We start from the raw sequence: 23,383 nt of genomic DNA on the forward strand, positions 1-23,383 counted from the left end.
TTTTCACCTTATCGAGGGGCCTTATAATTTGAAGCAGTTGTATCGATCCCGAACCCCAGGCATTATCCTGCGTGAGAGTCGATCCCGGTCGTTCAAACCAGATCCGGTTACCCCATAAATGGGGACCGGGTTGCACTGAAGCAACTTATCTAGTCTGACAGGTCGGCCACGATCGCGCAAATCTTTTATGCCTATCCGTGCCCGTGATCTTGACCTCACGACGGCTCTGGCCCATCCTGTCCGGTCCGCTCCGGCCCCGCAGGCATCGGTGGATCTGCCAGGCTCCCCTGCTTCGCCGGCACGGATTCCTGCTTGTCAACCTTCACCAGCTTGAAGACCGCGGCGGCAATCAGCCCCAGGCCGATGACCACCAGCCAGAGGAACGCCAGGTCACGCAGGAACCACAAGACTGCCAGGGTGATGGCTGCCGCACCCCACCAGATGAATAGCCGCTCCCCCAGCTTCAGCCCCCACGCCACCAGTGCGCCGAAGAAGACCAGGCCGATCACCTGGGCTGCACCATTGGATTCGACCAGCGCCGTCAGCAAAGCCAGGCTGCCGGCGGCCGATGCAGCCAGCAGGTAGATCTTCTGCAATCGCGCATCGGCTCTGACATTGCGCCACACCACCAGCACTACTGCAACAATGCAGGCATAGGCTGCCACGCTGCTGGCCCGCGGTGCGCCGGCGATCTGCGCATAGCTGCTGAGCGAGAGCAGGGCCCCGAGGAGAATGAAGCCGTCCACTCCGAAAATCACCAGCGCCTGGGGAAGCTCGTAGAGCCGCACCAGCACCGCAACACCGAAGATGAGCAGCGCACCGCCGACCACCTGCCATGTTGCGCCAGCGTCGAGGTGGCCGATCCCACCTGCCAGCAGCAACGCGAAGAGCATGCCAGCAAAATACAATCGCGAAGCAGCACCGGGCGGATCCGCATGAAGGCAGCCGAAGCGAGGATATCCCGGTGTTGGTTCCTTCATTCGCCCATGGAAGATGGCAAGCAGATACAGCACCATGCCCGTGCCCGCCAGCGCCCATGCGGCATCCATCAGTTCCATCATCAAGGCGCCACCAGCTTGCCGCACTTCGAAGACCGCACGCAGGATTGCCACAGCCAGCATGATGCTCGATCCGGCGGCATACCAGGCACTCGAACGCGTGTGCACCATGAGGATGAGCGCGCAAGCCATTAACAAGTGCGCAGCAACTGCCCACCAAGAACCTGCCTGCCATGCGGCGGCCCATACCGCAGGAAGGAAGATTGCCAGCGCCACGGCCAGCGAATACTGCTTCTTGGCACGCAAACGCCATTCAAGGATGAGGGCGCCGAGGCCCACCGCCAGCAGCATGGCGCAAGCAGCTTGCGAACTCCACCAGATGGTGCGGACCCACCCGGTCGCATCGGGCATCGCCAGCGCCGGAATGCTGATCAGCAGGATCAGCGACAGAATCGGGGCCAGCAGATAGAGCTGCCGCTTCACTATCGCCAGACCGGTCTCAGCCTTGAATGCAGCCAGTCCGTGCAGCCCGAAGAACAAGCAGGCAAGGAGAACCGCTCCCCGATCCAAGCCGCCGGCGAGCTGCCCGTAAGCCAACGTTGCCGCTGGAATGCCCGCCAGCAGGCCAACTGCCATCCACCGCAATTCGCTACGCAGCGCATTGCCTCTGCGGATGCTGGCCAGCAACCGGACCAATTGCGGGATGGCCACCGAAACCAGCAGCAGGCAGAACCGGCCGTGGATATCGAATTCCATGCTGTAGGCAAGCCACCACACCATGGAGCTGAAGAGCACTTGGGCCAACGCGGCGTAGATGACCTTCCACCGCTGATTGATGCTACGGCGCAGGCACCAGATGAAGTAACCCAAGGAAGCCGCCCCGATGAAAATCGCCAGCGGCCAGAAATGCCTGCCGAAGCTGAGCGCATAGAGCCCCAGCAGCAGTCCTGCTGCCCCCAGGCTGATCGACTGTCCCAGCTCGGGTCGCTGGACAGCAAGGTCTCGAAGCCGCCACCCCGAGGCAATGACCAGGCCCGCTGCAACCACCAAGCCGACGATGAACCAAGCCAGCGAGCTGAGCCCGAGGAACGCCATGGAACTTGCACCGTAGCCGTCTTCGCCCCTGGTTGACAGGATTCTCAGGCCGAGCAGCAGTACCACGCCGAGCAGCGCCGAAGCACCCACACGCCCCAGCCGGTGCGCCTGCGCCAATCCTCCTTCCAGCAAGGATCGGCTCGCCAGATTCGCCACCCACAAGATGAACATCACCAGGAGCACTGCAATCAACGAGGCGGTGCCATTCGCAGATCCGTCACCATCGGTCGTGAGCTCCTGGAGCGCCGCGCCGAGCACTCCTGCGCCAATCAGCTCCAGTACCCAGCGCACGTGGCCGGTGATTTCCTTAAGCAGGCTGCGTGTGCGGCGATGCGCCAGCGAAAGACCGACCAGTGCCAGCACGAAAGCCGGCAGCGGACGCCAGCTGTAATTCTGCAGATCCACCAGCGTCACGAGCGGAAGTACCGCAATGGCACCAATTTCCAGCTTGGTTCCGCGCAGCAGGCCCGGGACTGCCAACGCCATGAAGACGGGGACCGCGATGCAGCTGAGCATGAAGGCTTCGAAGCCCTCTGCGGCAAAGTACGCGAAGAAGACGGACGCAATCCCGGCGCTCCACAGCACCGCGCGTTCAATTTGCAAGTGCTTGAGTGCCAATCCCAATCTCTGCCGATAGCCGGTAGCCCAGCGCAGGACTGCCACGGCCTGGAGTCCCAATGCGCAGGCAAGCACCAGCCAGGTGCTCGTTGCGGTCAAGCCAAGATAGTTGCAGCCGGACACGAGCATGGCCATGAACGAGGCGCGGGCAGCATACGTGCGAAGCAAACGCCGGTTGGCGAGCAGCCTGACACTGATCAGCAACTGGGCGGTGAGCAAGGCGAAGATCCAGAACAGATCCCGGCTGGTGAGCATCTCGACAAGGATCGCCGCCAGCACGAAGACGAACGCAGGCAGCAGCTGCGCGGTGCCGATCAGCGCTTGGAAGAAGATCGACGCGCGGATCCTTTCGCTGCGTGCGGCGAGAAGCATCAGCACGATCGAGAGCACCAGCAGGATCAGCATGTAGTAGAGGACTCCGCGCTGCATGGTGGCCGCGCCTGCCATGGCGGTGCTGACCAGAATCAGCACGGCCACCCAGGCCAAAACACGGGACTTGAGCGCCAGCGTCGCATAGCCCACTGCTACCGTGCCGATGGCCGAGAATATCAGCCAGGTCGCTGGCCCGGAGAGCTCCAGCGTGCTATGCGTGGCGATGGCGCACAACGGCAGCAAGGCCAAACCGGTGCCGGCGAAAGCGGCACCCGCTGGCCGCAAGGAAGGCTTTACAGAATAGGTGATCAGACCGCCGCCGTAGAACGCAGCCGAGAGCAGGAAGAGGGCAATGAGCTTGGAGAGCGGTGGCAACGCGAAGCTCAGGAATAGCGCGCCGGCAGCAACGATCATCAGAGCCGCGACGTAGAGCGTGATATTGATATTGCGCAATTCGCGCTCGCGCTTGGTCAGGGCCTTCATCGGCTTTGCCGGCACCGCAGACCCGGTCGCCGCCGCGGGGGCAGGAGCGCGGTAGGCGGAAGCTGCATTAGCAGGAACTCGCTGGAGGTACGGCTGGCTGCCACGAACCGCCTCGGCCCCTGATACGACCGGCGCGGCGTCGTTGACGGCTGCTGGTTGCGGCTGCGCGGGTTGCGCATTATCCGGCGGTACCGGGCCCCCCGGGGCCCCCAGGGCTTCGTCGACGGCTGGCTCCGCGGGAGCCTTCCCACCGGATTGCCCCAAGTATCTGACGGCCTCGTCGTAGCCTCTCTGCCAGGCTTCACCCAGAGCATCCAGCTGTTGCGGGCTGTGCGAAGCAGCCCGTTTTCCTCGGCGTCGGCCAAGGCCGAAGGCCAGCAGGATCAAGATGATAGATACGATGACCCAGCCGATCATTGAAGCCACTCCCCCAGTTAATGAATTGGTGCGCTCTCCAATTAGACCACCTTCTAGATATATTCACTAGCTGACGCTCTCAATTAACCAAAAAAATCCCCCAGCACATAAGTGCTGGGGGATTTTCTCAGTCCGCTAGGGAACTACACCGTCAAGTAATGACTACTTGGTGATGGAGGTAACCTTGCCCGAACCAACGGTGCGGCCGCCTTCGCGAATTGCGAAGCCGAGGCCCTCTTCCATAGCGATTGGCTGGATCAGCTCAACCGACATTTCGGTGTTGTCGCCTGGCATAACCATTTCGGTGCCCTCTGGGAGGGTGATAACGCCGGTAACGTCGGTGGTGCGGAAGTAGAACTGCGGACGGTAGTTCGAGTAGAACGGGTTGTGACGTCCGCCTTCGTCCTTCGACAGGATGTAGACGTTAGCTTCGAAGTTGGTGTGCGGGGTGATCGAGCCTGGGGCTACGACAACCTGGCCGCGCTCAACATCGTCGCGCTTCAGACCGCGAAGCAGCAGACCACAGTTCTCGCCTGCCCATGCTTCGTCGAGCTGCTTGTGGAACATCTCGATACCGGTAACGGTGGTCTTCTGGATTGGGCGGATGCCGACAATCTCAACTTCCGAGTTGATTGCCAGGGTGCCACGCTCGGCGCGACCGGTAACAACGGTACCGCGGCCGGTGATGGTGAAGACATCTTCAATTGGCATCAGGAATGGCTTGTCGCGGTCGCGAACTGGATCCGGGATGAAGCTGTCAGCAGCGTCCATCAGTTCCTCAACTGCTGCAACCCACTTTGGATCGCCTTCCAGAGCCTTCAGGCCCGAAACGCGGATCACTGGAGCGTCGTCGCCATCGAAGCCCTGCGAGGACAGAAGTTCGCGAACTTCCATCTCCACGAGCTCGAGCAGCTCTTCGTCCTCAACCATGTCCGACTTGTTCAGTGCGACCATCAGGGTTGGAACACCAACCTGGCGGGCCAGCAGAACGTGCTCGCGGGTCTGAGCCATTGGGCCATCGGTGGCGGCAACAACGAGGATTGCGCCGTCCATCTGTGCAGCACCGGTGATCATGTTCTTGACATAGTCAGCGTGACCTGGAGCGTCTACGTGTGCGTAGTGGCGCTTCTCGGTCTGGTACTCGATGTGCGAGATGTTGATGGTAATACCGCGCTGGCGCTCTTCCGGTGCCGAGTCGATGTTAGCGAAGTCGCGCTGTTCGTTCAGGTCTGGGTACTTGTCAGCCAGAACCTTGGAGATAGCCGCGGTCAGAGTGGTCTTACCGTGGTCAACGTGACCGATGGTACCAATGTTGACGTGCGGCTTGTTGCGCTCGAACTTTGCCTTTGCCACAAGTTCCTCCTAGAAACATTTACAGAAGACATTCTTCGTCTGCGCGGTTCGCAAACGAACTAGAAATAGTCTACTGGGGGCTTGGATAATTTAGGAAATTCCGGTCCTCTGCGGGACCTGCATTGTGATGCAAATCCCTCGTTGGCCGTTTGCGGCGCCGGCTCCGTTTCCCAACGGAACCGGCCCGCGATCGGCCACTTCCCCGCAATGGGGGTCACGGCCAGGTTTTATTCCGAGACGATTACTCGCCGCGGGACTTCTGGATGATCTCGTCGGCTACTGCCTTCGGAACCTCAGAGTAGCTGTCGAAGGTCATCGAGTAAACTGCGCGACCCTGGGTCTTGGAACGCAGGTCACCAATGTAACCGAACATCTCGGACAGCGGCACACCAGCGCGGATGACCTTGACGCCAGCAGCGTCGGACATCTCCTGGATGGAACCACGGCGGGAGTTCAAGTCACCGATAACGTCGCCCATGTACTCTTCTGGGGTACGGACTTCAACGCTCATCAGTGGTTCAAGCAGAACAGGGTTAGCGCGGCGTGCGCCTTCCTTGAATACCTGGGAACCAGCGATCTTGAAGGCCATTTCCGAGGAGTCGACATCGTGGTAAGCACCATCGATGAGGGTAGCCTTGACGCCAACCAGTGGGTAGCCTGCGAGGATACCGTACTGCATTGCGTCCTGGATACCTGCGTCGACCGAAGGAATGTACTCGCGAGGAACGCGACCACCGGTAACAGCGTTCTTGAACTCGTAGGTTACGCCGTCGACAACTTCCAGAGGCTCGAACGAGACCTGGACCTTTGCGAACTGGCCCGAACCACCGGTCTGCTTCTTGTGGGTGAAGTCGACCTTCTCCACAGCCTTCTTGATGGTTTCGCGGTATGCAACCTGCGGCTTGCCAACGTTGGCCTCAACGCGGAATTCGCGCTTCATGCGGTCAACGAGGATGTCCAGGTGAAGCTCGCCCATGCCGCCGATTTCGGTCTGGCCGGTGTCTTCGTTCAGGGACACGGTGAAGGTTGGGTCTTCTGCGGACAGCTTCTGGATAGCGGTCGACAGCTTTTCCTGGTCACCCTTGGTCTTTGGTTCGATGGCCACGAAGATCACTGGATCCGGGAAGGTCATCGATTCGAGGACGATTGGGTTCTGCGGATCGCACAGGGTGTCACCGGTGGTGGTGTCCTTCAGGCCGATCACAGCGTAGATGTGACCTGCGTGGATCTCATCTACCGGCTGCTCCTTGTTGGAGTGCATCTGGAAGAGCTTGCCAACGCGCTCCTTCTTCTGCTTGGTGGAGTTCAGCAGCTGCGCGCCGGACTCTACCTTGCCGGAGTAAACGCGGATGAAGTTCAACTGGCCGAAGAATGGGTGAGCGGCAATCTTGAATGCCAGTGCCGAGAATGGTGCATCCTCGGAAGGCTCGCGAGTGAGCTCGATTTCTTCGTTCTTAGGATCGTGACCGACCATTGCGCCCACGTCGAGCGGGCTTGGCAGGAAGTCGACAACAGCGTCGAGCATTGGCTGCACGCCGCGGTTCTTGAACGCCGAACCACAGAATACCGGGTAAGCTTCCGAGTTCACGGTCAGCTTGCGGATGCCAGCCTTCAGTTCCTCGAGGGAGATCTCTTCGCCTTCGAGGTACTTCTCCATGAGCTCTTCGGATGCCTCAGCGACATCTTCAACCAGCTTGGCGCGGTACTCTTCAGCCTTTTCCTGCAGGTCTGCAGGGATTTCGCGGGTCTCGTAAGCGGCGCCCAGCGAAACGTCGCCCTTGGCGTCGCCTTCCCAAACGAAAGCCTTCATGGTCAGCAGGTCGACAACACCGATGAAGTCCGACTCGGAACCGATTGGCAGCTGCATGACCAGCGGCTTGGCACCCAGGCGGTTGATGATGGTGTCTACGGTGAAGTAGAAGTCAGCACCCAGCTTGTCCATCTTGTTGACGAAGCAGATACGTGGAACGTTGTACTTGTCAGCCTGGCGCCAAACGGTCTCGGACTGAGGCTCAACGCCTTCCTTGCCATCGAAGACGGCAACGGCGCCATCGAGCACGCGCAGCGAGCGCTCCACCTCAACGGTGAAGTCAACGTGGCCCGGGGTATCGATGATGTTGATCTGGTTCTTGTTCCAGAAGCAGGTCACGGCCGCGGAGGTAATGGTGATACCGCGTTCCTTTTCCTGCTCCATCCAGTCGGTGGTCGAAGCACCGTCGTGGGTTTCACCGAGCTTGTGGTTCACACCCGTGTAGAAAAGGATGCGCTCAGTGGTAGTGGTCTTACCGGCGTCAATGTGAGCCATGATGCCGATATTGCGGACCTTGTTAAGGTCAGTAAGCACGTCCTGTGCCACGTTGTCTCCCTATAAGGTGAGGCCGGAATCGCTGGGCATCGGTTGATGCCCAGCTTTTCCGAGCGGTTCTTACCAGCGGTAGTGGGCGAAGGCCTTGTTGGACTCAGCCATCTTGTGAGTGTCTTCGCGACGCTTCACAGCGGCACCCAGACCGTTCGATGCGTCCAGGATCTCGTTCATCAAACGTTCGATCATGGTCTTCTCGCGGCGAGCCTTCGAGTAGCCAACCAGCCAGCGCAGAGCCAGTGCGGTTGCACGGCCTGGCTTGACCTCAACAGGAACCTGGTAGGTAGCGCCACCGACACGGCGGGAACGAACCTCGAGGGCTGGACGGATGTTGTCCATGGCCTTCTTGAGGGTCGAAACAGCATCGGTGCCGGACTTTGCCGCGGCACCTTCGAGTGCACCATAAACAATGCGCTCTGCAGTGGACTTCTTGCCGTCTACGAGAACCTTGTTGATCAACTGGGTGACCAATGGGGAATCGAAGACTGGATCAGAAACTAGTGGGCGCTTTGGCGCCGGACCCTTACGAGGCATTACTTACCATCCTTCTTTGCACCGTAGCGGGAACGAGCCTGCTTACGATCCTTCACACCCTGGGTATCCAGAGCACCACGAACAATCTTGTAGCGGACACCTGGAAGGTCCTTCACACGACCACCGCGAACGAGCACGATGGAGTGTTCCTGCAGGTTGTGTCCGACACCTGGAATGTAAGCGGTAACTTCGACGCCACCGGCAAGGCGCACACGTGCGACCTTACGCAGAGCCGAGTTTGGCTTCTTCGGGGTGGTGGTGTACACACGGGTGCACACGCCACGGCGCATTGGGTTGCCCTTAAGGGCAGGGGCCTTGGTCTTGACGACCTTAGGCGAGCGGCCCTTGCGGACCAGCTGCTGAATAGTAGGCACTTTCGTGTCCTTCCATTGTCTAAGTTCTTCGGCAACACGACGAAAACGCCTAAGCCTAGAAAAGTTTTAGCGCTTCGCAATGTAGCTAGCTGCTTGCTTTACCGCGCACTCAGAATCAAAAGTCCCTAGGCGTGCGAAAGTGTGGCATTCGTTGCGCAACCTACCCGCAACCCGGACGGAGTCCATTTTGCCACACATAAAACAATTGATCTCAGTCTAGCATTAATCCACCGAGCCACCATGTACAGTAAGCTAACTCACCGCGAAGGCCCCGCTCGCCCTTACGCCATCGAGCCTGTTTGGGCAGTGACCACGCTATCTGCCGTAGCTGAACGCCACTGGGCCGCCAGGTGAAAACTACCTGAACCCGGCGCTGGCCACTGCTTGTTGACCACCTGCTACCGGCCGCCGGTTTTATCGTCACGGTAAACCGGTAGTCAAATCATCCAGAAGATTCATCACCTGATTATCTGCGCTGCCAGCAGCCCACCACTTCTCCCCCAGTAGACGGCTGCAGTCTCGGTTAAACGCCCAATGCCTGCCCGCACAGTGTGCGGGCAGGCATTGGTTCAGGCTACCTTACGGCGTCCCGGCTTCCGGCTTAGCGGAAGTCCGAGCCGTGGTCGTAGTCGTCCATCGAGATGGCACGGAATTCAGGCGACAGCCCGCCTTCCAGTGCATCGTCGTACAGGCCGGAGGAGAAGGCCGAGGTGCCGGTGAACAAAGTTGCCTTTGCTTCATCGGTTGGCTCGACGTTGACCTGGGTGTAGCGGTCCAGACCGGTACCGGCCGGGATCAGCTTACCGATGATCACGTTCTCCTTCAGGCCGCGCAGCGGATCTTCCTTGCCTTCCATCGCGGCCTGGGTGAGGACGCGAGTGGTTTCCTGGAAGGAAGCAGCCGACAGCCACGAATCGGTGGCCAGCGAGGCCTTGGTAATGCCCATCATCTCGTCACGGCCGGCAGCAGGACGCTTGCCTTCCGAGACAGCCTTGCGGTTCGCAGCGGTGAAGCGCGAACGATCGGCCAGCTCGGCTGGAAGCAGGTCGGTGTCGCCGGACTCGATGACGGTGACGCGGCGCAGCATCTGGCGGACGATGACTTCCACGTGCTTATCGTGGATGCCTACACCCTGCGACTGGTACACATCCTGGACCTCGCGGACCAGGAACTTCTGTGCCTCACGCGGGCCGAGGACTCGAAGAACCTGCTTCGGATCCAGGGTACCGCTGGTCAGCTGGGTACCGGCAGCAATGCTTTCGCCCTCTTCAACCAGTAGGCGGGCTCGACGCAGAACCGGGTAGGCCTGCTTCTCGTCGCCGTTGTCCGGGGTGACCACAACACGCAGCTGCTTCTCGTCGTCTTCGATCGACACGCGACCGGCGACCTCGGACATCGGAGCCACACCCTTAGGGGTACGGGCTTCGAACAATTCCTGGATACGAGGCAGACCCTGGGTGATGTCGTCAGCCGATGCCACACCACCGGTGTGGAAGGTACGCATGGTCAGCTGGGTACCAGGCTCGCCGATGGACTGCGCGGCGATGATGCCCACAGCCTCGCCGATGTCCACGGTCTTGCCGCTGGCCAGCGAACGGCCGTAGCACAGCGCGCACGTTCCAACAGCCGAGTCGCAGGTCAGCACGGAGCGGACGCGGATCTCGTCCACGCCTGCAGCGTACAGCTCGTCGATCAGCACGTCTCCGACATCCGAGCCGGCGGTAGCCAGCACGTTGCCTTCGGCGTCCTTCACGTCGGCAGCCAGCGTACGGGTGTACGCCGAGTTCTCCACGGTCTCGTGCTTGACACGGATGCCGGCGGAGTTGTCCGCGATGGCAACGGTCAGGCCGCGCTTGGTGCCGCAGTCCTCTTCGCGAACGATGACATCCTGCGAAACGTCGACCAGGCGACGGGTCAGGTAGCCCGAGTTCGCGGTCTTCAGCGCGGTATCCGCCAGGCCCTTGCGGGCGCCGTGGGTAGCGATGAAGTACTCCAGAACCGACAAGCCTTCGCGGTACGAGGACTTGATCGGGCGCGGGATGATCTCGCCCTTGGGGTTGGACACCAGACCACGGATACCCGCGATCTGACGCAGCTGCAGGTAGTTACCGCGAGCCTTGGAAGTCACCATTCGGTTAATGGTGTTCAGCTCTTCCATGCCGTTCTTCATCGCCTCGGCAACCTCGTCGGTAGCCTTGGTCCAGATGTCGATCAGGTCCTGGCGGCGTTCGGTATCGGCAATCAGGCCCTTGTCGTAGGAAGCCTGGACCTTGGCGGCCTTCTCCTCGTATGGAGCAAGAATTGCGGTCTTGTCCATGTTCGAGGTGATGTCCGAGATCGCCACGGTGACACCCGAACGGGTCGACCAGTAGAAACCGGCGTCCTTCAGGTTGTCCAGGGTGGCAGCTGCAACGATCTTCGGGTAGCGCTCTGCCAAATCGTTCACGATCTCCGAAAGCGCATCCTTGCCGGCCACGGTGGCAACCCATGGGTAGTCCGCAGGCAGGGTGTCGTTGAACAGCACCTGGCCGAGCGAGGTCTCCAGCAGTGCCGGGGTACCTGGCTCCCAACCCTCAGGGGCTGGCTGGTCTGCGGAAGGAACGAAGTTCTCCACGCGGACCTTGATCGGTGCGTTCAGGTGCAGCTCGCCCAGATCCTTGGCCATGATGGCCTCGGAAACGGTGGCGAATACTCGGCCGGCGCCCTTTTCGTTTGGACGCTTGGTGGTCAAGTGGTGCAAGCCGATGATCATATCCTGCGAAGGCTGTGCCACTGGGCGGCCATCGGAAGGCTTCAAGATGTTGTGCGAGGACAGCATCAAGATGCGTGCTTCAGCCTGGGCTTCTGGGCTCAGCGGCAGGTGCACTGCCATCTGGTCGCCGTCGAAGTCGGCGTTGAACGCGCCGCAGACCAATGGGTGCAGCTGCAGGGCCTTGCCTTCGATCAGCTGTGGTTCGAAGGCCTGGATGCCCAAGCGGTGCAGGGTCGGTGCACGGTTCAGCAGTACCGGGTGCTCGGTGATGATCTCTTCAAGGACATCCCACACCTGCGGACGGTAGCGCTCAACCATGCGCTTGGCCGACTTGATGTTCTGTGCGTGGTTGAGGTCAACCAGGCGCTTCATCACGAACGGCTTGAACAGCTCCAGCGCCATCTGCTTCGGCAGGCCGCACTGGTGCAGCTTCAGCTGCGGGCCGACCACGATGACCGAACGGCCCGAGTAGTCGACGCGCTTGCCCAGCAGGTTCTGGCGGAAGCGGCCCTGCTTGCCCTTGAGCATGTCGCTCAGGGACTTGAGCGGACGGTTGCCTGGACCGGTGACCGGACGGCCGCGGCGGCCGTTGTCGAACAGCGAGTCAACAGCTTCCTGCATCATGCGCTTTTCGTTGTTCACGATGATCTCAGGCGCGCCGAGATCAAGCAGGCGCTTGAGGCGGTTGTTGCGGTTGATCACGCGGCGGTACAGGTCGTTCAGGTCCGAGGTGGCGAAACGGCCACCGTCGAGCTGGACCATTGGGCGCAGTTCTGGCGGGATCACCGGAACAGCGTCGAGGACCATGCCCTTGGGCGAGTTGCCGTTGGCCAGGAACGCGTTGACGACCTTGAGTCGCTTGAGGGCGCGGGCCTTCTTCTGGCCCTTGCCGTTCTCGATCACGGTCTTCAGCTCTTCAGCTTCGGCCGCCAGGTCGAAGTTCTCCAGGCGCTTCTGGATGGCTTCTGCACCCATGGAGCCCTCGAAGAACAGTCCGTACTTCTCACGCATGGTGCGGTACAGGCCTTCGTCGCCTTCCAGGTCGGCGACCTTCAGGTTCTTGAAGCGCTCCCAAACCGCACGCAGGCGCTCGGCCTCGGCCTTGGCGCGCTTGTCGATCTGCAGAACAGTCTTCTCGGCCAGGGTGCGTGCCTTGTTCAGCTCGGCGTTCTTGGCGCCTTCTGCTTCCATGCGCTCCAGCTCGGCTTCCAGGTCGGCTGCAACAGCCTTCTTGTCGGCTTCCGCGTTGTTCGCAAGGTTGCGCAGCTCCAGGTCGTGCTGGGCCTGCAGGTTCGGCATCTCGGCGTGACGACGTTCCTCGTTCACGCTGGTGATCATGTAGGCAGCGAAGTAGATGACCTTTTCGAGGTCCTTCGGAGCCAGATCAAGCAGGTAGCCCAAGCGCGATGGAACGCCCTTGAAGTACCAGATGTGGGTCACTGGGGCTGCAAGCTCGATGTGGCCCATGCGCTCACGGCGTACGTTCGCGCGGGTCACCTCGACGCCGCAACGCTCGCAGATGATGCCCTTGAAGCGCACGCGCTTGTACTTGCCGCAGTAGCATTCCCAGTCGCGGGAAGGGCCGAAGATCTTTTCGCAGAAAAGACCGTCCTTCTCCGGCTTCAGGGTGCGGTAGTTGATGGTTTCCGGCTTCTTGACCTCGCCGTAGCTCCAGCCACGGATTTCATCCGCGGTGGCAAGGTTGATTCGCATGAGGCCGAATGAGGAATCGCTGGACATATGGTCCTTTTCTCTCTTCTGTGGTGTCTGAAGTCGATACGAATGAGGTTGGAAATGTGCCGCCGCTGCCTGCAGGTCCTGCAGGCAGGGCGCCAGATTACACTTCCTCTACGGAGTTCGGCTCCGACCGTGAAAGGTCGATGCCCAGCTCTTCAGCGGCGCGGAACGATTCCTCGTCCGACTCACGCATTTCGATAGTGTTGCCGTCGGTACCGAGTACCTCGACGTTCAAGCACAGCGACTGCATTTCCTTGATGAGCACCTTGAACGATTCTGGAACACCAGGCTCTGGAACGTTCTCGCCCTTGACGATAGCTTCGTAGACCTTCACGCGGCCGTGGATGTCATCCGACTTGATGGTCAGGATTTCCTGCAGCGTGTAAGCGGCACCGTATGCTTCCAGTGCCCAAACTTCCATTTCACCGAAGCGCTGGCCACCGAACTGGGCCTTACCGCCCAGCGGCTGCTGGGTGATCATGGAGTATGGACCGGTGGAACGGGCGTGGATCTTGTCGTCCACCAGGTGGTGCAGCTTCAAGATGTACATGTAGCCCACGGATACCGGATCCGGCAGCGGGTCGCCGGAGCGGCCGTCGAACAACTTCGCCTTGCCGGAGTTGCCAATCAGGCGCACGCCGTCACGGGTCTTGTTGGTCGAATCCAGGATGCCGCGGATCTCTTCTTCCGAAGCGCCATCGAAGACCGGGGTTGCCACGGTGGTGGAACCGGTTTCGCGAGGCAGGTTCGGCAGCGCGCTGACCCATTCAGGCTCGCCCTCGATCTTCCAGCCCTGCTTGGCAGCCCAGCCCAGGTGGATTTCCATTACCTGGCCGACGTTCATGCGGCCTGGAACACCCAGCGGGTTCAGGATGACATCCAGCGGGGTGCCGTCTTCGAGGAATGGCATGTCCTCCAGCGGCATGATGCGCGAGATGACGCCCTTGTTGCCGTGGCGGCCTGCAAGCTTGTCGCCAATGGAGATCTTGCGCTTCTGCGCAACGTAAACGCGGACCAGCTGGTTGACACCAGGCGACAGGTCGTCGTCGTTGTCGCGGTCGAAGATGCGCACGCCGATCACGGTGCCGGACTCGCCGTGCGGAACCTTCAGCGAGGTGTCGCGCACTTCGCGGGACTTCTCGCCGAAGATGGCACGCAGCAGGCGTTCTTCCGGGGTCAGCTCGGTCTCGCCCTTAGGGGTGACACGGCCAACCAGCACGTCGCCGGCCTCGACCTCTGCACCGATGTAGACGATGCCGCGGTCATCGAGCTGGGAGAGGATGTCTTCCGAGACATTCGGGATGTCGCGGGTGATTTCCTCGGCACCCAGCTTGGTATCGCGGGCGTCGACCTCGTGCTCTTCGATGTGGATCGAGGTGAGCACGTCGTCGAAGATCATGCGCTGGGAGAGGATGATCGCATCCTCGTAGTTGTAGCCTTCCCAGGACATGAATGCCACGAGCAGGTTCTTGCCCAGCGAGAGCTCGCCCGAGTCGGTCGACGGACCGTCGGCGATGATCGACTGGTACTCCAGGCGGTCGCCTTCCGAAACGCGCACGCGCTGGTTGTAGGCGTTGCCCTGGTTGGAGCGGGCGAACTTCATGATCGGGTACATCGACTCGGTGCCGTCATCGTTCATGACGACAACCAGGTCAGCCGAAACCTCGGTGACCACGCCAGGCTTGGATGCGACCACGGAGTCGCCGGCGTCAACTGCGGCGAACTTCTCCATGCCGGTACCCACCAGCGGGCGCTCGGACTTCAGCAGCGGCACAGCCTGGCGCTGCATGTTGGCGCCCATCAGTGCTCGGTTGGCGTCGTCGTGCTCGAGGAATGGAATCAGCGCAGTTGCAACCGACACCATCTGGCGAGGCGAAACGTCCATGAAGGTCACTTCAGCGGCGTCGACGATGACAGGCTCGCCGCCACCGCCCTTTTCGCGAACCAGTACGGTCTCTTCAACGAAGCGGCCGTTCTCATCCAGCGGCGCGTTGGCCTGCGCGATGTAGTGCTGCAGCTCGTCGTCCGCGGTCAGGTATTCGACCTCATTGGACACCAGGCCGTTGGAAACCTTGCGGTACGGGGTCTCGATGAAGCCGAAGGCGTTGATGCGGCCGTAGGTAGCCAACGAACCGATCAGGCCGATGTTCGGGCCTTCGGGGGTTTCAATCGGGCACATGCGTCCGTAGTGCGAAGGGTGCACGTCTCGGACTTCCATGCCTGCGCGGTCGCGGGACAGGCCGCCCGGGCCCAGAGCCGACAGGCGGCGCTTGTGGGTCAGGCCGGCCAGCGGGTTGTTCTGGTCCATGAACTGCGAGAGCTGCGAAGTACCGAAGAACTCCTTGATCGCAGCCACGACAGGGCGGATGTTGATCAGGGTCTGCGGTGTGATCGCCTCGACGTCCTGCGTGGTCATGCGCTCGCGCACAACACGCTCCATGCGGGACAGGCCGGTGCGGACCTGGTTCTCGATCAGTTCGCCCACGGCGCGGATGCGGCGGTTGCCGAAGTGGTCGATGTCGTCGACGTTCACAGGAATATCGACGATCTCGCCCTTGCGGGTACCCTGGACAGTCTTCTCGCCTGCGTGCAGTGCAACGAGGTAGCGGATCATGGCCACCAGGTCGTCCAGCGACAGCACCGAAGCGTTCTCGGCGTTGACCGGAGTCTCCACGCCCAGCTTGCGGTTGAGCTTGTAGCGGCCGACCTTTGCCAGGTCGTAGCGCTTTGGCTCGAAGTACATGTTCTTCAGCAGTGCCTGGGCAGCCTCAACCGTAGGAGGCTCGCCTGGACGCAGCTTGCGGTAGATGTCCAGCAGGGCTTCGTTCTGATCCTTGATGCTGTCCTTTTCCAAGGTAGCGCGCATCGAATCGTACTGGCCGAACTCGGACAGGATCTGCTCTTCGCTCCAGCCCAGGGCCTTGAGCAAGACGGTGACCGACTGCTTGCGCTTGCGGTCAAGGCGTACGCCGATCTGGTCGCGCTTGTCGATTTCCAGCTCGAACCATGCACCGCGCGATGGGATGATGCGTGCCGAGAAGATCGTCTTGTCACTGGTCTTGTCCGGCGCGGACTCGAAGTATGCGCCTGGGGAACGAACCAGCTGGGAAACAACGACACGCTCGGTGCCGTTGATGATGAAGGTGCCCTTTTCGGTCATCAGCGGGAAATCGCCCATGAACACGGTCTGCTGCTTGATTTCGCCGGTTTCATTGTTCATGAATTCGGCCTTGACATACAGCGGTGCCGCGTAGGTGGCGTCGCGGTCCTTGCACTCAGCGATCGAGTACTTTGGATCAGCGAACTCCGGATCCGAGAAGCTCAAGGACATGGTGTCCTGGAAGTCCTCGATCGGGGAGATTTCCTCGAAGATTTCTGCCAGGCCCGAGGTGTTGGGCACGCTGAAGTCGCCAGCGGCTTCTGCCTTGGCCAGGCGCTCTACCCAGTTCTGGTTGCCGACGAGGCGGTCAAAGCTCTCCGTCTGCAATGCCAGCAGGTTAGGCACTTCAAGGGGTTCGTGAATCTTTGCAAAAGAAAGTCGGCCAGCGTATGCAGCATCGCGAGCCGAACTAGCGGTTTGGTTGTTAGGGTTGCTCGAGGCGACCAAGATGGATCCTTCCAAAGACCGTCAGGTTTCCGAACGCTTACCGTGCTAAGGTTCCTGCCATAGGACAGTTCCTCTTTTTCGTCCGCACGAACCCACCGCTATATGAAGGCCGCGCGCGCAAACAGCAAGGCGCAAATTTCTACTCTACCGGAGGAAAATCCGGTTGTCGATACTCGGTGCAGAAATTCGTGCTATAGTTTTCGCCCCCATTTTCGCCTGCTCCCCCAATTCGGTGCCTCGGCGCAGTTCAGGCACGAAACCTGGCGTCATCGTTTCACGATAACCCTACGCATTTTCCCAACTGATGCCCGAGTTTGCGTGGATCCCCCAGAAAAGCAAAGGCTTGGGATTCATTGATGGCGTGATTCATATTCCGGTCATCCAGCACAGCTATGCGTTTTGTCACATCCACGTCCAATGAGTTCCGAAAGCGATCAAAATCATCGATTCCAGCCTCCCGGCGAGCGTTACTGAAAACTTTCCCGGGTCATCCCAGGACATTGGACTGCTGTTTTCCCGAGCAGGTAATAAGCGTCCACGCCGTCGTGTGTCCGGTGGCTTCTTCCATGGCCACTAGCTATGATCGAGCAAACATCCACGGATAGGAGACGAAGTGAATAAGCTGCAATCAGATGAGGCACTTACCCGAGTCACCCTCGACGCCTCGCGCAGGAACATCCCGATTGAGATTGTCCCTCGCGACAAGGTCCGTTCTCTGGAAGAGGCAGCGGACGCCATGGGCATCTCGACCTCGGCACTGCTCAAGACACTGGTGATCAAACGCGCGGATGGCACCTTCGTCTTCGCGCTCATTCCCGGTGGACGGAAACTTGATTGGGCGAAGCTTCGTGGCGTCATGGGAGTCAACAAGCTCTCGCTGCCATCCTCCGATATCGCTTGGGATGTCACGCACTATGAGAGCGGAACGATCACTCCTTTCGGCTCCCACACGGTACTGCCGGTTTACGTCGATGCCAGCGTCTTCGAAGAGCCTGTTCCAGAACAGATCGGATTGGGCAGCGGAGACCGCGCTCATGGGCTACTCGTTCGCGCCAAGGATTTGGTTAGCGGATTTGATGCCACGATTGCTGATATTTCGACTCCGGAATAACCAGCCCAGGCTTGGCAAATATTTTCTTGGTCCAGGCCTGCGCTGCAGTCAATCCCCTGATCGTTGCGTTGCGCAGCGGCAGCCCCAATGGCTGCTCGACGAAGCGTGCCACCAAGTAGGCGATGACCAGCATCAGCACCAGCACACCGGCTAGCAGGACGTACTTGTTCACGGCACCGTGCAGCTGGTCGATCAGCCACCATCCCCACAACTGGTGCACCAGGTACAACGGGTAGGTCAGGGAACCTGCCACTGCGAGCCACTTGCCCTGGACGTTCTTGAGCGGGGTCAGGGTACACGCTGCCAGCAGGGCCACGCACAATACGGTCAGCAGCTGGAAATGCCAGGCAGGGATATCCAGGCCTGAGAGCAAGTCCGCGTCATTGCGCCCCTTGATGCCGGTAAAGAATGCTGCGATGGCCGTATTGGCAGCGACCATGAACCACCGCCGAACGCTATGGCCGCTTTGATAGATCAAGAAGAGCACCATACCGGCCGCGAACAATGCCGCATACTGTCCTGCGATCCATTCCTGAAGCTTGTCCAAGCTGGTGAAATGCAGGTACAGGCCCAATGCTGGCCAAACAGCCGAAAGCACAAGGATGTGCTTGTTCTTCACGAAGCCCAAGGACAAGAGCACGGCGAGCAGCACGTAGAAACGCAACTCGACCCATAGTGTCCAGTAAACGCCGTCCATATCGGTGATGCCGAATCCAGCCTGCATCATGGTCAGATTGGGAAGAATATCGCTGGCTGACCTGCCTTCGTTACCGGAGGGCCAGATGCGAAGCGAGAGTACTGCCGCGGCGATCACCGCGAGCCAGTACGCCGGGTAGAGCCTTCCGACACGCGATCCAATGAAGCCAATGACGTTCTTCCCCTGGAGGGACATCAGGATCACGAAGCCCGATATCAGGAAGAACAGCTGGACGCCCAGCTGTCCATAGCGGGTGAATTCGGAAAGCACCGGCCAGAACTCGGCAGCTTGCGTTCCCCAATGATCGTGTCCCCATGCGGTGTAGTGGTAGAGCACGACAATCAGCGCAGCAGTGATTCTCAGGGCGTCTAGGAGCCCTAGGCGCGGTGCTGGCTTCTGGGTCTGGGTAGCGACGGTTTTTGGCACATTTTCACTGTAAACAATGAACTTGAATGAACCCTGTTAATAGAAACGTTATAAAACTATTGGTATCAATTTCCCAGCTTAACGGCCAAAGGCCCACAGACTTTCGTCTGTGGACCTTTGGCAATAAGTTGCGAGTGACCGCTGAACTTACTTAACGGTGACGGTTGCGCCGGCAGCTTCCAGAGCTTCCTTAGCCTTCTCGGCTGCGTCCTTGGCAACGCCTTCCAGCAGAGCCTTTGGAGCGCCGTCAACGAGCTCCTTAGCTTCCTTCAGACCCAGGGAGGTGATGCCGCGAACTTCCTTGATGACTGCGATCTTCTTGTCGCCAGCCGATTCGAGGATTACGTCGAATTCGGTCTTCTCTTCAGCAGCAGCTTCGCCGCCGGCAGCTGGACCAGCAACTGCAACAGCAGCAGCGGTTACGTCGAAGGTCTCTTCGAATTCCTTAACGAACTCGGACAGTTCGATGATGGTCATTTCCTTGAATGCGGAAAGCAGCTCTTCGTTGCTGAGCTTCGCCATGATGGGCGTCCTTTCGGTTTTTGGCCTTGAGGGCCGATGAATTTGGGTTTACGTTGCGAGAGAACTCGAAAGCTTAGGCTTCTGCCGGAGCTTCCTCGGCAGCTTCGCCACCGTTCTCTTCGAGCTTTGCACGCAGAGCTTCGACAGCGCGGGCAGCAGCGGAAGCTGGAGCCTGCAGCACTGCTGCAACGCGGGCGAGCTGAGTTTCGCGGGATTCCAGCGCAGCCAGAGCAGCGATGCCGCTCTGATCCAGTGCCTTGCCTTCGAACCAACCAGTCTTGATGACCAGCTTGTCGTTAGTCTTGGCGAATTCCGTGAGGCTCTTAGCGGCAGCAACTGCGTCGCCCTTGATGAAGGCGATTGCGGTTGGACCAGAAAGCTGCTCATCGAAAGCATCGATGCCAGCGTTCTTCGCTGCGATTGCGGTCAAGGTGTTCTTCACGACTGCGTACTTGGTCTCCTGACCAAGCGAGCGGCGCAGATCCTTGAGCTGTGCAACGGTAAGCCCACGGTATTCGGTCAAGACAGCCGCCGACGAATCGTTGAATTCCGCAGTGATTTCTTCAATCGCTGCAGTCTTGCTTGGGGTTGCCATAACACTCCTTCCGGGGATTTGTTCGGTACCGTTTCAAAACCGGCGAGGCCATAAAAATAGCCCCGCGCAGGAGCACAGGGCGTTTCAACTTATTCAAAGTCAAAAAATCTATGTAACCTGCGTTGGTCATCCTTGCGGATCCTTAGGAACAAATGGAAACCAGATGTTCAACCGACGGTCTTCGGTAGTTCCAGTTTATAGGAGCAGTCGACGCGACAGCAAATCAATGCCGGAAGCATCCCCATGATCCTGGTCACTGGGAAGATAAAAATTAGAATGGCGGGACTCGTTTGCCCGCGCTTGGGGAACGCTGGCAACAAGCCCCGCCGACATGAAAGTCTTGGGGAAACTTTCGTGCCTCGCCCGCGTAGGGCCTTGGGGGATCCATACGCGGACGACCGAATACTCGGTAGTCAAAGCTTATCACCGGCGGTCGCCCGGCATGAAACGCAGACATGCTTTCGTGTGCCGGCAGCGAAGGAATTTATTGGCTTTAAAGTTGAGGGAGCATGCCGAATTTCGACATGCTCCCTCAAACTAGCTAGCTACTAGGCTTAGGCCTCAACGCGGGTTACGTTCGCGTCAACAGGAATACCTGGACCGAAGGTGGTAGCGATGGTTGCCTTAGAGATGTAGCGGCCCTTCGAAGCCGAAGGCTTCAGGCGCAGAACCTCGTCCAGGGCTGCTGCGTAGTTCTCGGTCAGCTGCTTTGCATCGAACGAAACCTTGCCAATGATGAAGTGCAGGTTCGAGTGCTTGTCGACGCGGAAGTCGATCTTGCCGCCCTTGATGTCGGTGACAGCCTTGGCCACGTCCATGGTCACGGTGCCGGTCTTAGGGTTTGGCATCAGGTTACGAGGACCCAGAACCTTACCCAAGCGGCCAACCTTGCCCATGAGGTCAGGGGTTGCAACTGCTGCGTCGAAGTCGGTCCAGCCACCCTGGATCTTTTCGATCAGGTCGTCCGAGCCAACAAAGTCGGCGCCAGCTTCACGAGCTGCTTCTGCCTTGTCGCCGTTAGCGAAAACAACCACGCGGGCGGTCTTGCCGGTGCCGTGTGGAAGGTTCACGGTACCGCGAACCATCTGGTCAGCCTTGCGTGGGTCAACACCCAAGCGGAAAGCAACCTCAACGGTCGAGTTTGCCTTGTCGCCTGCGATCTCCTTGGCCAGGGCGATTGCCTCGGCTGGAGCGTAGAACTTGTCCGCGTCGATCTTAGCCGCGGCGGCTACGTATGCTTTGCTGCGCTTTGCCATCTGCGTTATCTCCTTATGCAGTCGTGGTCATATGGACCGCGCCCGGTCCTGCCACGGGCGAATCGATCAACGGATCGAAACGCCTTAGATTAAATTCTTTGTTGCTGTTCACGAGGTGAATAGCGGAAGGCGCAATTAGCCTTCTACGGTCACACCCATGGAGCGGGCGGTGCCGGCGATGATCTTGGCTGCAGCAGCCAGATCGTTGGCGTTCAGGTCAGCCATCTTGGAGCTGGCGATTTCCTCGACCTGTGCCTGGGTCAGGTTGGCGACCTTGTTGGTGTGCGGGACACCCGAGCCCTTGGCGATGCCAGCGGCCTTCTTGATCAGCTCAGCTGCAGGCGGAGTCTTGGTGATGAAAGTGAACGAACGGTCTTCGTATACGGTGATTTCAACTGGAATCACGTTACCGCGCTGCGACTCGGTCGCTGCGTTGTAAGCCTTGCAGAATTCCATGATGTTGACGCCGTGCTGACCAAGGGCTGGACCGATTGGAGGAGCTGGGTTAGCAGCACCTGCCTGGATCTGCAGCTTGATGAGTCCGGTGACCTTTTTCTTTGGGGCCATGTCGGGTCCTTCTACTCTTGCGTTTCCCGCAGCACAGGAGCGTGGTACGGGGATCTGGCTGTCGTGGCGCGACAGCCAACCGTGCTCTCACATCGATAAGCGACCGATATGGAGCACGAAGACTTAATACTACTGGATCTTGGTGACCTGGTTGAAGTTCAGGGTCACTGGGGTTTCGCGTTCGAAGATCGAAACCAGCACGACCAGCTGAGCGGCATCCAGCTTGATTTCCGAGATGGTTGCCGGCATCGTCTCGAACGGTCCGTCGTTCACGATGACCGATTCGCCAACTTCGAAATCAACCGTGACCTCAGTAATTGGAGCACGGCCTGGCTTCGAAGCCGACGGCTGCTCTACCGGATCAACGATGGTGTGCTCCAGCATGGAGAACACTTCATCAAGGTTCAATGGGTTTGGATCGTGGGCGTTGCCAACGAATCCGGTGACACCTGGAGTGTGGCGAACAACACCCCACGAAGCGTCGGTCAGTTCCATGCGAACCAGGACGTAGCCCGGAATGCGCACGCGACGAACGATCTTGCGCTGGGTGTTCTTGACCTCAACGACCTCTTCCATTGGAACCTGGATGTCAAAGATGTACTCATCCATGTCCTGGGTCTGGATACGGGTCTCGAGGTTGACCTTCACGCGGTTTTCATAGCCAGCATAGGTGTGGATCACAAACCAGTCACCCGGAAGGCGACGGAGCTTAGCGCGGAATTCTTCCTTGAGCTTTGCTACGTTGTCTTCAGCTTCGGCTTCGTTGTCGTCGCCTTCAGCTTCTTCAGCTGAGCCTTCGGAAACCTGAGCGTCTTCAGCGTCCTGTGCTGGTGCTTCGGTTGGGTCGATGCCAGCTTCAACAGCTGGCTCTACCTGATCGCCGGCGGCTTCAACGAACTCGTTATCGACCTCGTCATTAATCTGCGGTTCGAGTTCCTTGTCGGACACTGCAGCTCCTGCTTTCTTTGACTGAATGACACTAAATTGCCTCGGGGTAATCATACCGCCGAGGCAAAAAATTACTGTTCTACCTTGTTGGTGAACAGGAGGATCGACCCCTGCCCGAAGACGAAGTCCAGGGCCGTCACGATCAGCATCACCACGACTACGAAACCGACAACAACCAGGAAGTAATTCACCAGTTCGCTGCGGGTCGGGGTGACGACCTTTTTAAGTTCTGCGATTACCTGACGGAAAAACAAGAAGATCCGGGCAAAGAAACCCAACTTCTGTCCACCCTTACCGGAGCTGAGAGCAGATTCGGTCATGTTCTTCCTCGTTTCAAAAATTTGGCCAGTTGAAACAATCACGGTGTGCCATAGTCTATTCGACTGCAACACACCGTGATGAGATAATTCGCTAAGCGATAAATCGCTATTGCGCAGGGCAGACAGGACTCGAACCTGCAACCTGCGGTTTTGGAGACCGCTGCGCTACCAATTGCGCCACTACCCTTCGGAGCTTTTTACCGCTCCCACCTAGAACATCTTAGCGGATAAAACTTCCT

At 59.2% G+C, this 23,383-nt stretch carries 15 protein-coding genes and 1 tRNA gene; 1 reads left to right on the forward strand and 15 read right to left on the reverse strand.

Translation table 11 applies throughout. The features are described 5' to 3' along the window. Positions 1 to 215 precede the first annotated feature (215 nt). From F0M17_RS11575 to F0M17_RS11605, 7 genes are all read right to left on the reverse strand, one after another. Entirely contained in the window at positions 216 to 3,992 is a 3,777-nt protein-coding gene (locus F0M17_RS11575; RefSeq protein ID WP_149597140.1) for a hypothetical protein, read from the reverse strand. A gap of 153 nt (positions 3,993 to 4,145) precedes the next feature. Then, entirely contained in the window at positions 4,146 to 5,336 is a 1,191-nt protein-coding gene (gene tuf / locus F0M17_RS11580) for an elongation factor Tu (RefSeq protein ID WP_038992200.1), read from the reverse strand. A 241-nt stretch (positions 5,337 to 5,577) separates the two neighbouring features. Beyond that, positions 5,578 to 7,692, reverse strand: a complete 2,115-nt coding sequence (fusA, locus tag F0M17_RS11585; RefSeq protein WP_038992202.1) for an elongation factor G — start codon at positions 7,690 to 7,692, stop codon at positions 5,578 to 5,580. Positions 7,693 to 7,761: 69 nt separating this feature from the next. Then, complete coding sequence (gene rpsG / locus F0M17_RS11590; RefSeq protein WP_038992204.1) at positions 7,762 to 8,232, reverse strand: 30S ribosomal protein S7; 471 nt, start codon at positions 8,230 to 8,232, stop codon at positions 7,762 to 7,764. Next, positions 8,232 to 8,606, reverse strand: coding sequence for a 30S ribosomal protein S12 (gene rpsL, locus F0M17_RS11595; RefSeq protein WP_013349694.1), 375 nt, complete (start codon positions 8,604 to 8,606; stop codon positions 8,232 to 8,234). The genes rpsG and rpsL overlap by 1 nt, the downstream gene beginning before the upstream one ends. 601 nt (positions 8,607 to 9,207) lie before the next feature. Continuing rightward, positions 9,208 to 13,098: a DNA-directed RNA polymerase subunit beta' gene (locus F0M17_RS11600; protein WP_038992206.1), complete on the reverse strand. Its 3,891-nt coding sequence runs from the start codon at positions 13,096 to 13,098 to the stop codon at positions 9,208 to 9,210. Positions 13,099 to 13,195: 97 nt separating this feature from the next. Beyond that, positions 13,196 to 16,702, reverse strand: coding sequence for a DNA-directed RNA polymerase subunit beta (locus tag F0M17_RS11605; protein ID WP_073705896.1), 3,507 nt, complete (start codon positions 16,700 to 16,702; stop codon positions 13,196 to 13,198). 613 nt (positions 16,703 to 17,315) lie between these two features. Here F0M17_RS11605 and F0M17_RS11610 point away from each other — a divergent pair. After that, on the forward strand, positions 17,316 to 17,813 hold the full coding sequence (locus tag F0M17_RS11610; RefSeq protein WP_073705895.1) for an aminoacyl-tRNA deacylase: 498 nt from the start codon (positions 17,316 to 17,318) through the stop codon (positions 17,811 to 17,813). On the opposite strand, the gene F0M17_RS11615 is transcribed toward F0M17_RS11610, so the two are convergent. The 8 genes from F0M17_RS11615 to F0M17_RS11650 form a co-directional block, all read right to left on the reverse strand. Continuing rightward, positions 17,767 to 18,936, reverse strand: coding sequence for an acyltransferase (locus tag F0M17_RS11615; RefSeq protein WP_149597141.1), 1,170 nt, complete (start codon positions 18,934 to 18,936; stop codon positions 17,767 to 17,769). The two genes, F0M17_RS11610 and F0M17_RS11615, sit on opposite strands and share 47 nt — an antisense overlap. A 147-nt stretch (positions 18,937 to 19,083) precedes the next feature. Further along, positions 19,084 to 19,458 (reverse strand): 50S ribosomal protein L7/L12, encoded by a 375-nt coding sequence (gene rplL / locus F0M17_RS11620; RefSeq protein ID WP_038992210.1) that lies wholly within the window; start codon positions 19,456 to 19,458, stop codon positions 19,084 to 19,086. Positions 19,459 to 19,531: 73 nt separating this feature from the next. Then, complete coding sequence (gene rplJ / locus F0M17_RS11625; RefSeq protein WP_038992211.1) at positions 19,532 to 20,053, reverse strand: 50S ribosomal protein L10; 522 nt, start codon at positions 20,051 to 20,053, stop codon at positions 19,532 to 19,534. Between the two features lie 554 nt (positions 20,054 to 20,607). Continuing rightward, positions 20,608 to 21,309 (reverse strand): 50S ribosomal protein L1, encoded by a 702-nt coding sequence (gene rplA / locus F0M17_RS11630; protein ID WP_038992212.1) that lies wholly within the window; start codon positions 21,307 to 21,309, stop codon positions 20,608 to 20,610. A gap of 135 nt (positions 21,310 to 21,444) precedes the next feature. After that, the gene (gene rplK / locus F0M17_RS11635; protein WP_038992213.1) at positions 21,445 to 21,876 is read right to left on the reverse strand and encodes a 50S ribosomal protein L11; all 432 of its coding nucleotides are present in this window, start codon (positions 21,874 to 21,876) and stop codon (positions 21,445 to 21,447) included. Between the two features lie 129 nt (positions 21,877 to 22,005). Further along, a complete protein-coding gene (gene nusG / locus F0M17_RS11640; protein WP_210416639.1) occupies positions 22,006 to 22,824 on the reverse strand; it encodes a transcription termination/antitermination protein NusG in 819 nt (272 codons plus the stop codon). A 71-nt stretch (positions 22,825 to 22,895) separates the two neighbouring features. After that, entirely contained in the window at positions 22,896 to 23,144 is a 249-nt protein-coding gene (secE, locus tag F0M17_RS11645; RefSeq protein WP_038992215.1) for a preprotein translocase subunit SecE, read from the reverse strand. Between the two features lie 114 nt (positions 23,145 to 23,258). Continuing rightward, positions 23,259 to 23,331, reverse strand: a tRNA-Trp gene (locus tag F0M17_RS11650). Between the last annotated feature and the right edge of the window lie 52 nt (positions 23,332 to 23,383).

The organism is Glutamicibacter sp. ZJUTW, from assembly GCF_008370855.1.
In the GTDB taxonomy this organism is placed as follows: domain Bacteria; phylum Actinomycetota; class Actinomycetes; order Actinomycetales; family Micrococcaceae; genus Glutamicibacter; species Glutamicibacter nicotianae.

Excerpts from the sequence above, each read along its gene's own strand:
- rpsG (WP_038992204.1), bottom strand. The coding sequence starts at position 8,232 with ATGCCTCGTAAGGGTCCGGCGCCAAAGCGCCCACTAGTTTCTGATCCA.
- F0M17_RS11600 (WP_038992206.1), bottom strand. The coding sequence starts at position 13,098 with ATGTCCAGCGATTCCTCATTCGGCCTCATGCGAATCAACCTTGCCACC.
- rplL (WP_038992210.1), bottom strand. The coding sequence starts at position 19,458 with ATGGCGAAGCTCAGCAACGAAGAGCTGCTTTCCGCATTCAAGGAAATG.
- rplJ (WP_038992211.1), bottom strand. The coding sequence starts at position 20,053 with ATGGCAACCCCAAGCAAGACTGCAGCGATTGAAGAAATCACTGCGGAA.
- rplA (WP_038992212.1), bottom strand. The coding sequence starts at position 21,309 with ATGGCAAAGCGCAGCAAAGCATACGTAGCCGCCGCGGCTAAGATCGAC.
- rplK (WP_038992213.1), bottom strand. The coding sequence starts at position 21,876 with ATGGCCCCAAAGAAAAAGGTCACCGGACTCATCAAGCTGCAGATCCAG.
- secE (WP_038992215.1), bottom strand. The coding sequence starts at position 23,144 with ATGACCGAATCTGCTCTCAGCTCCGGTAAGGGTGGACAGAAGTTGGGT.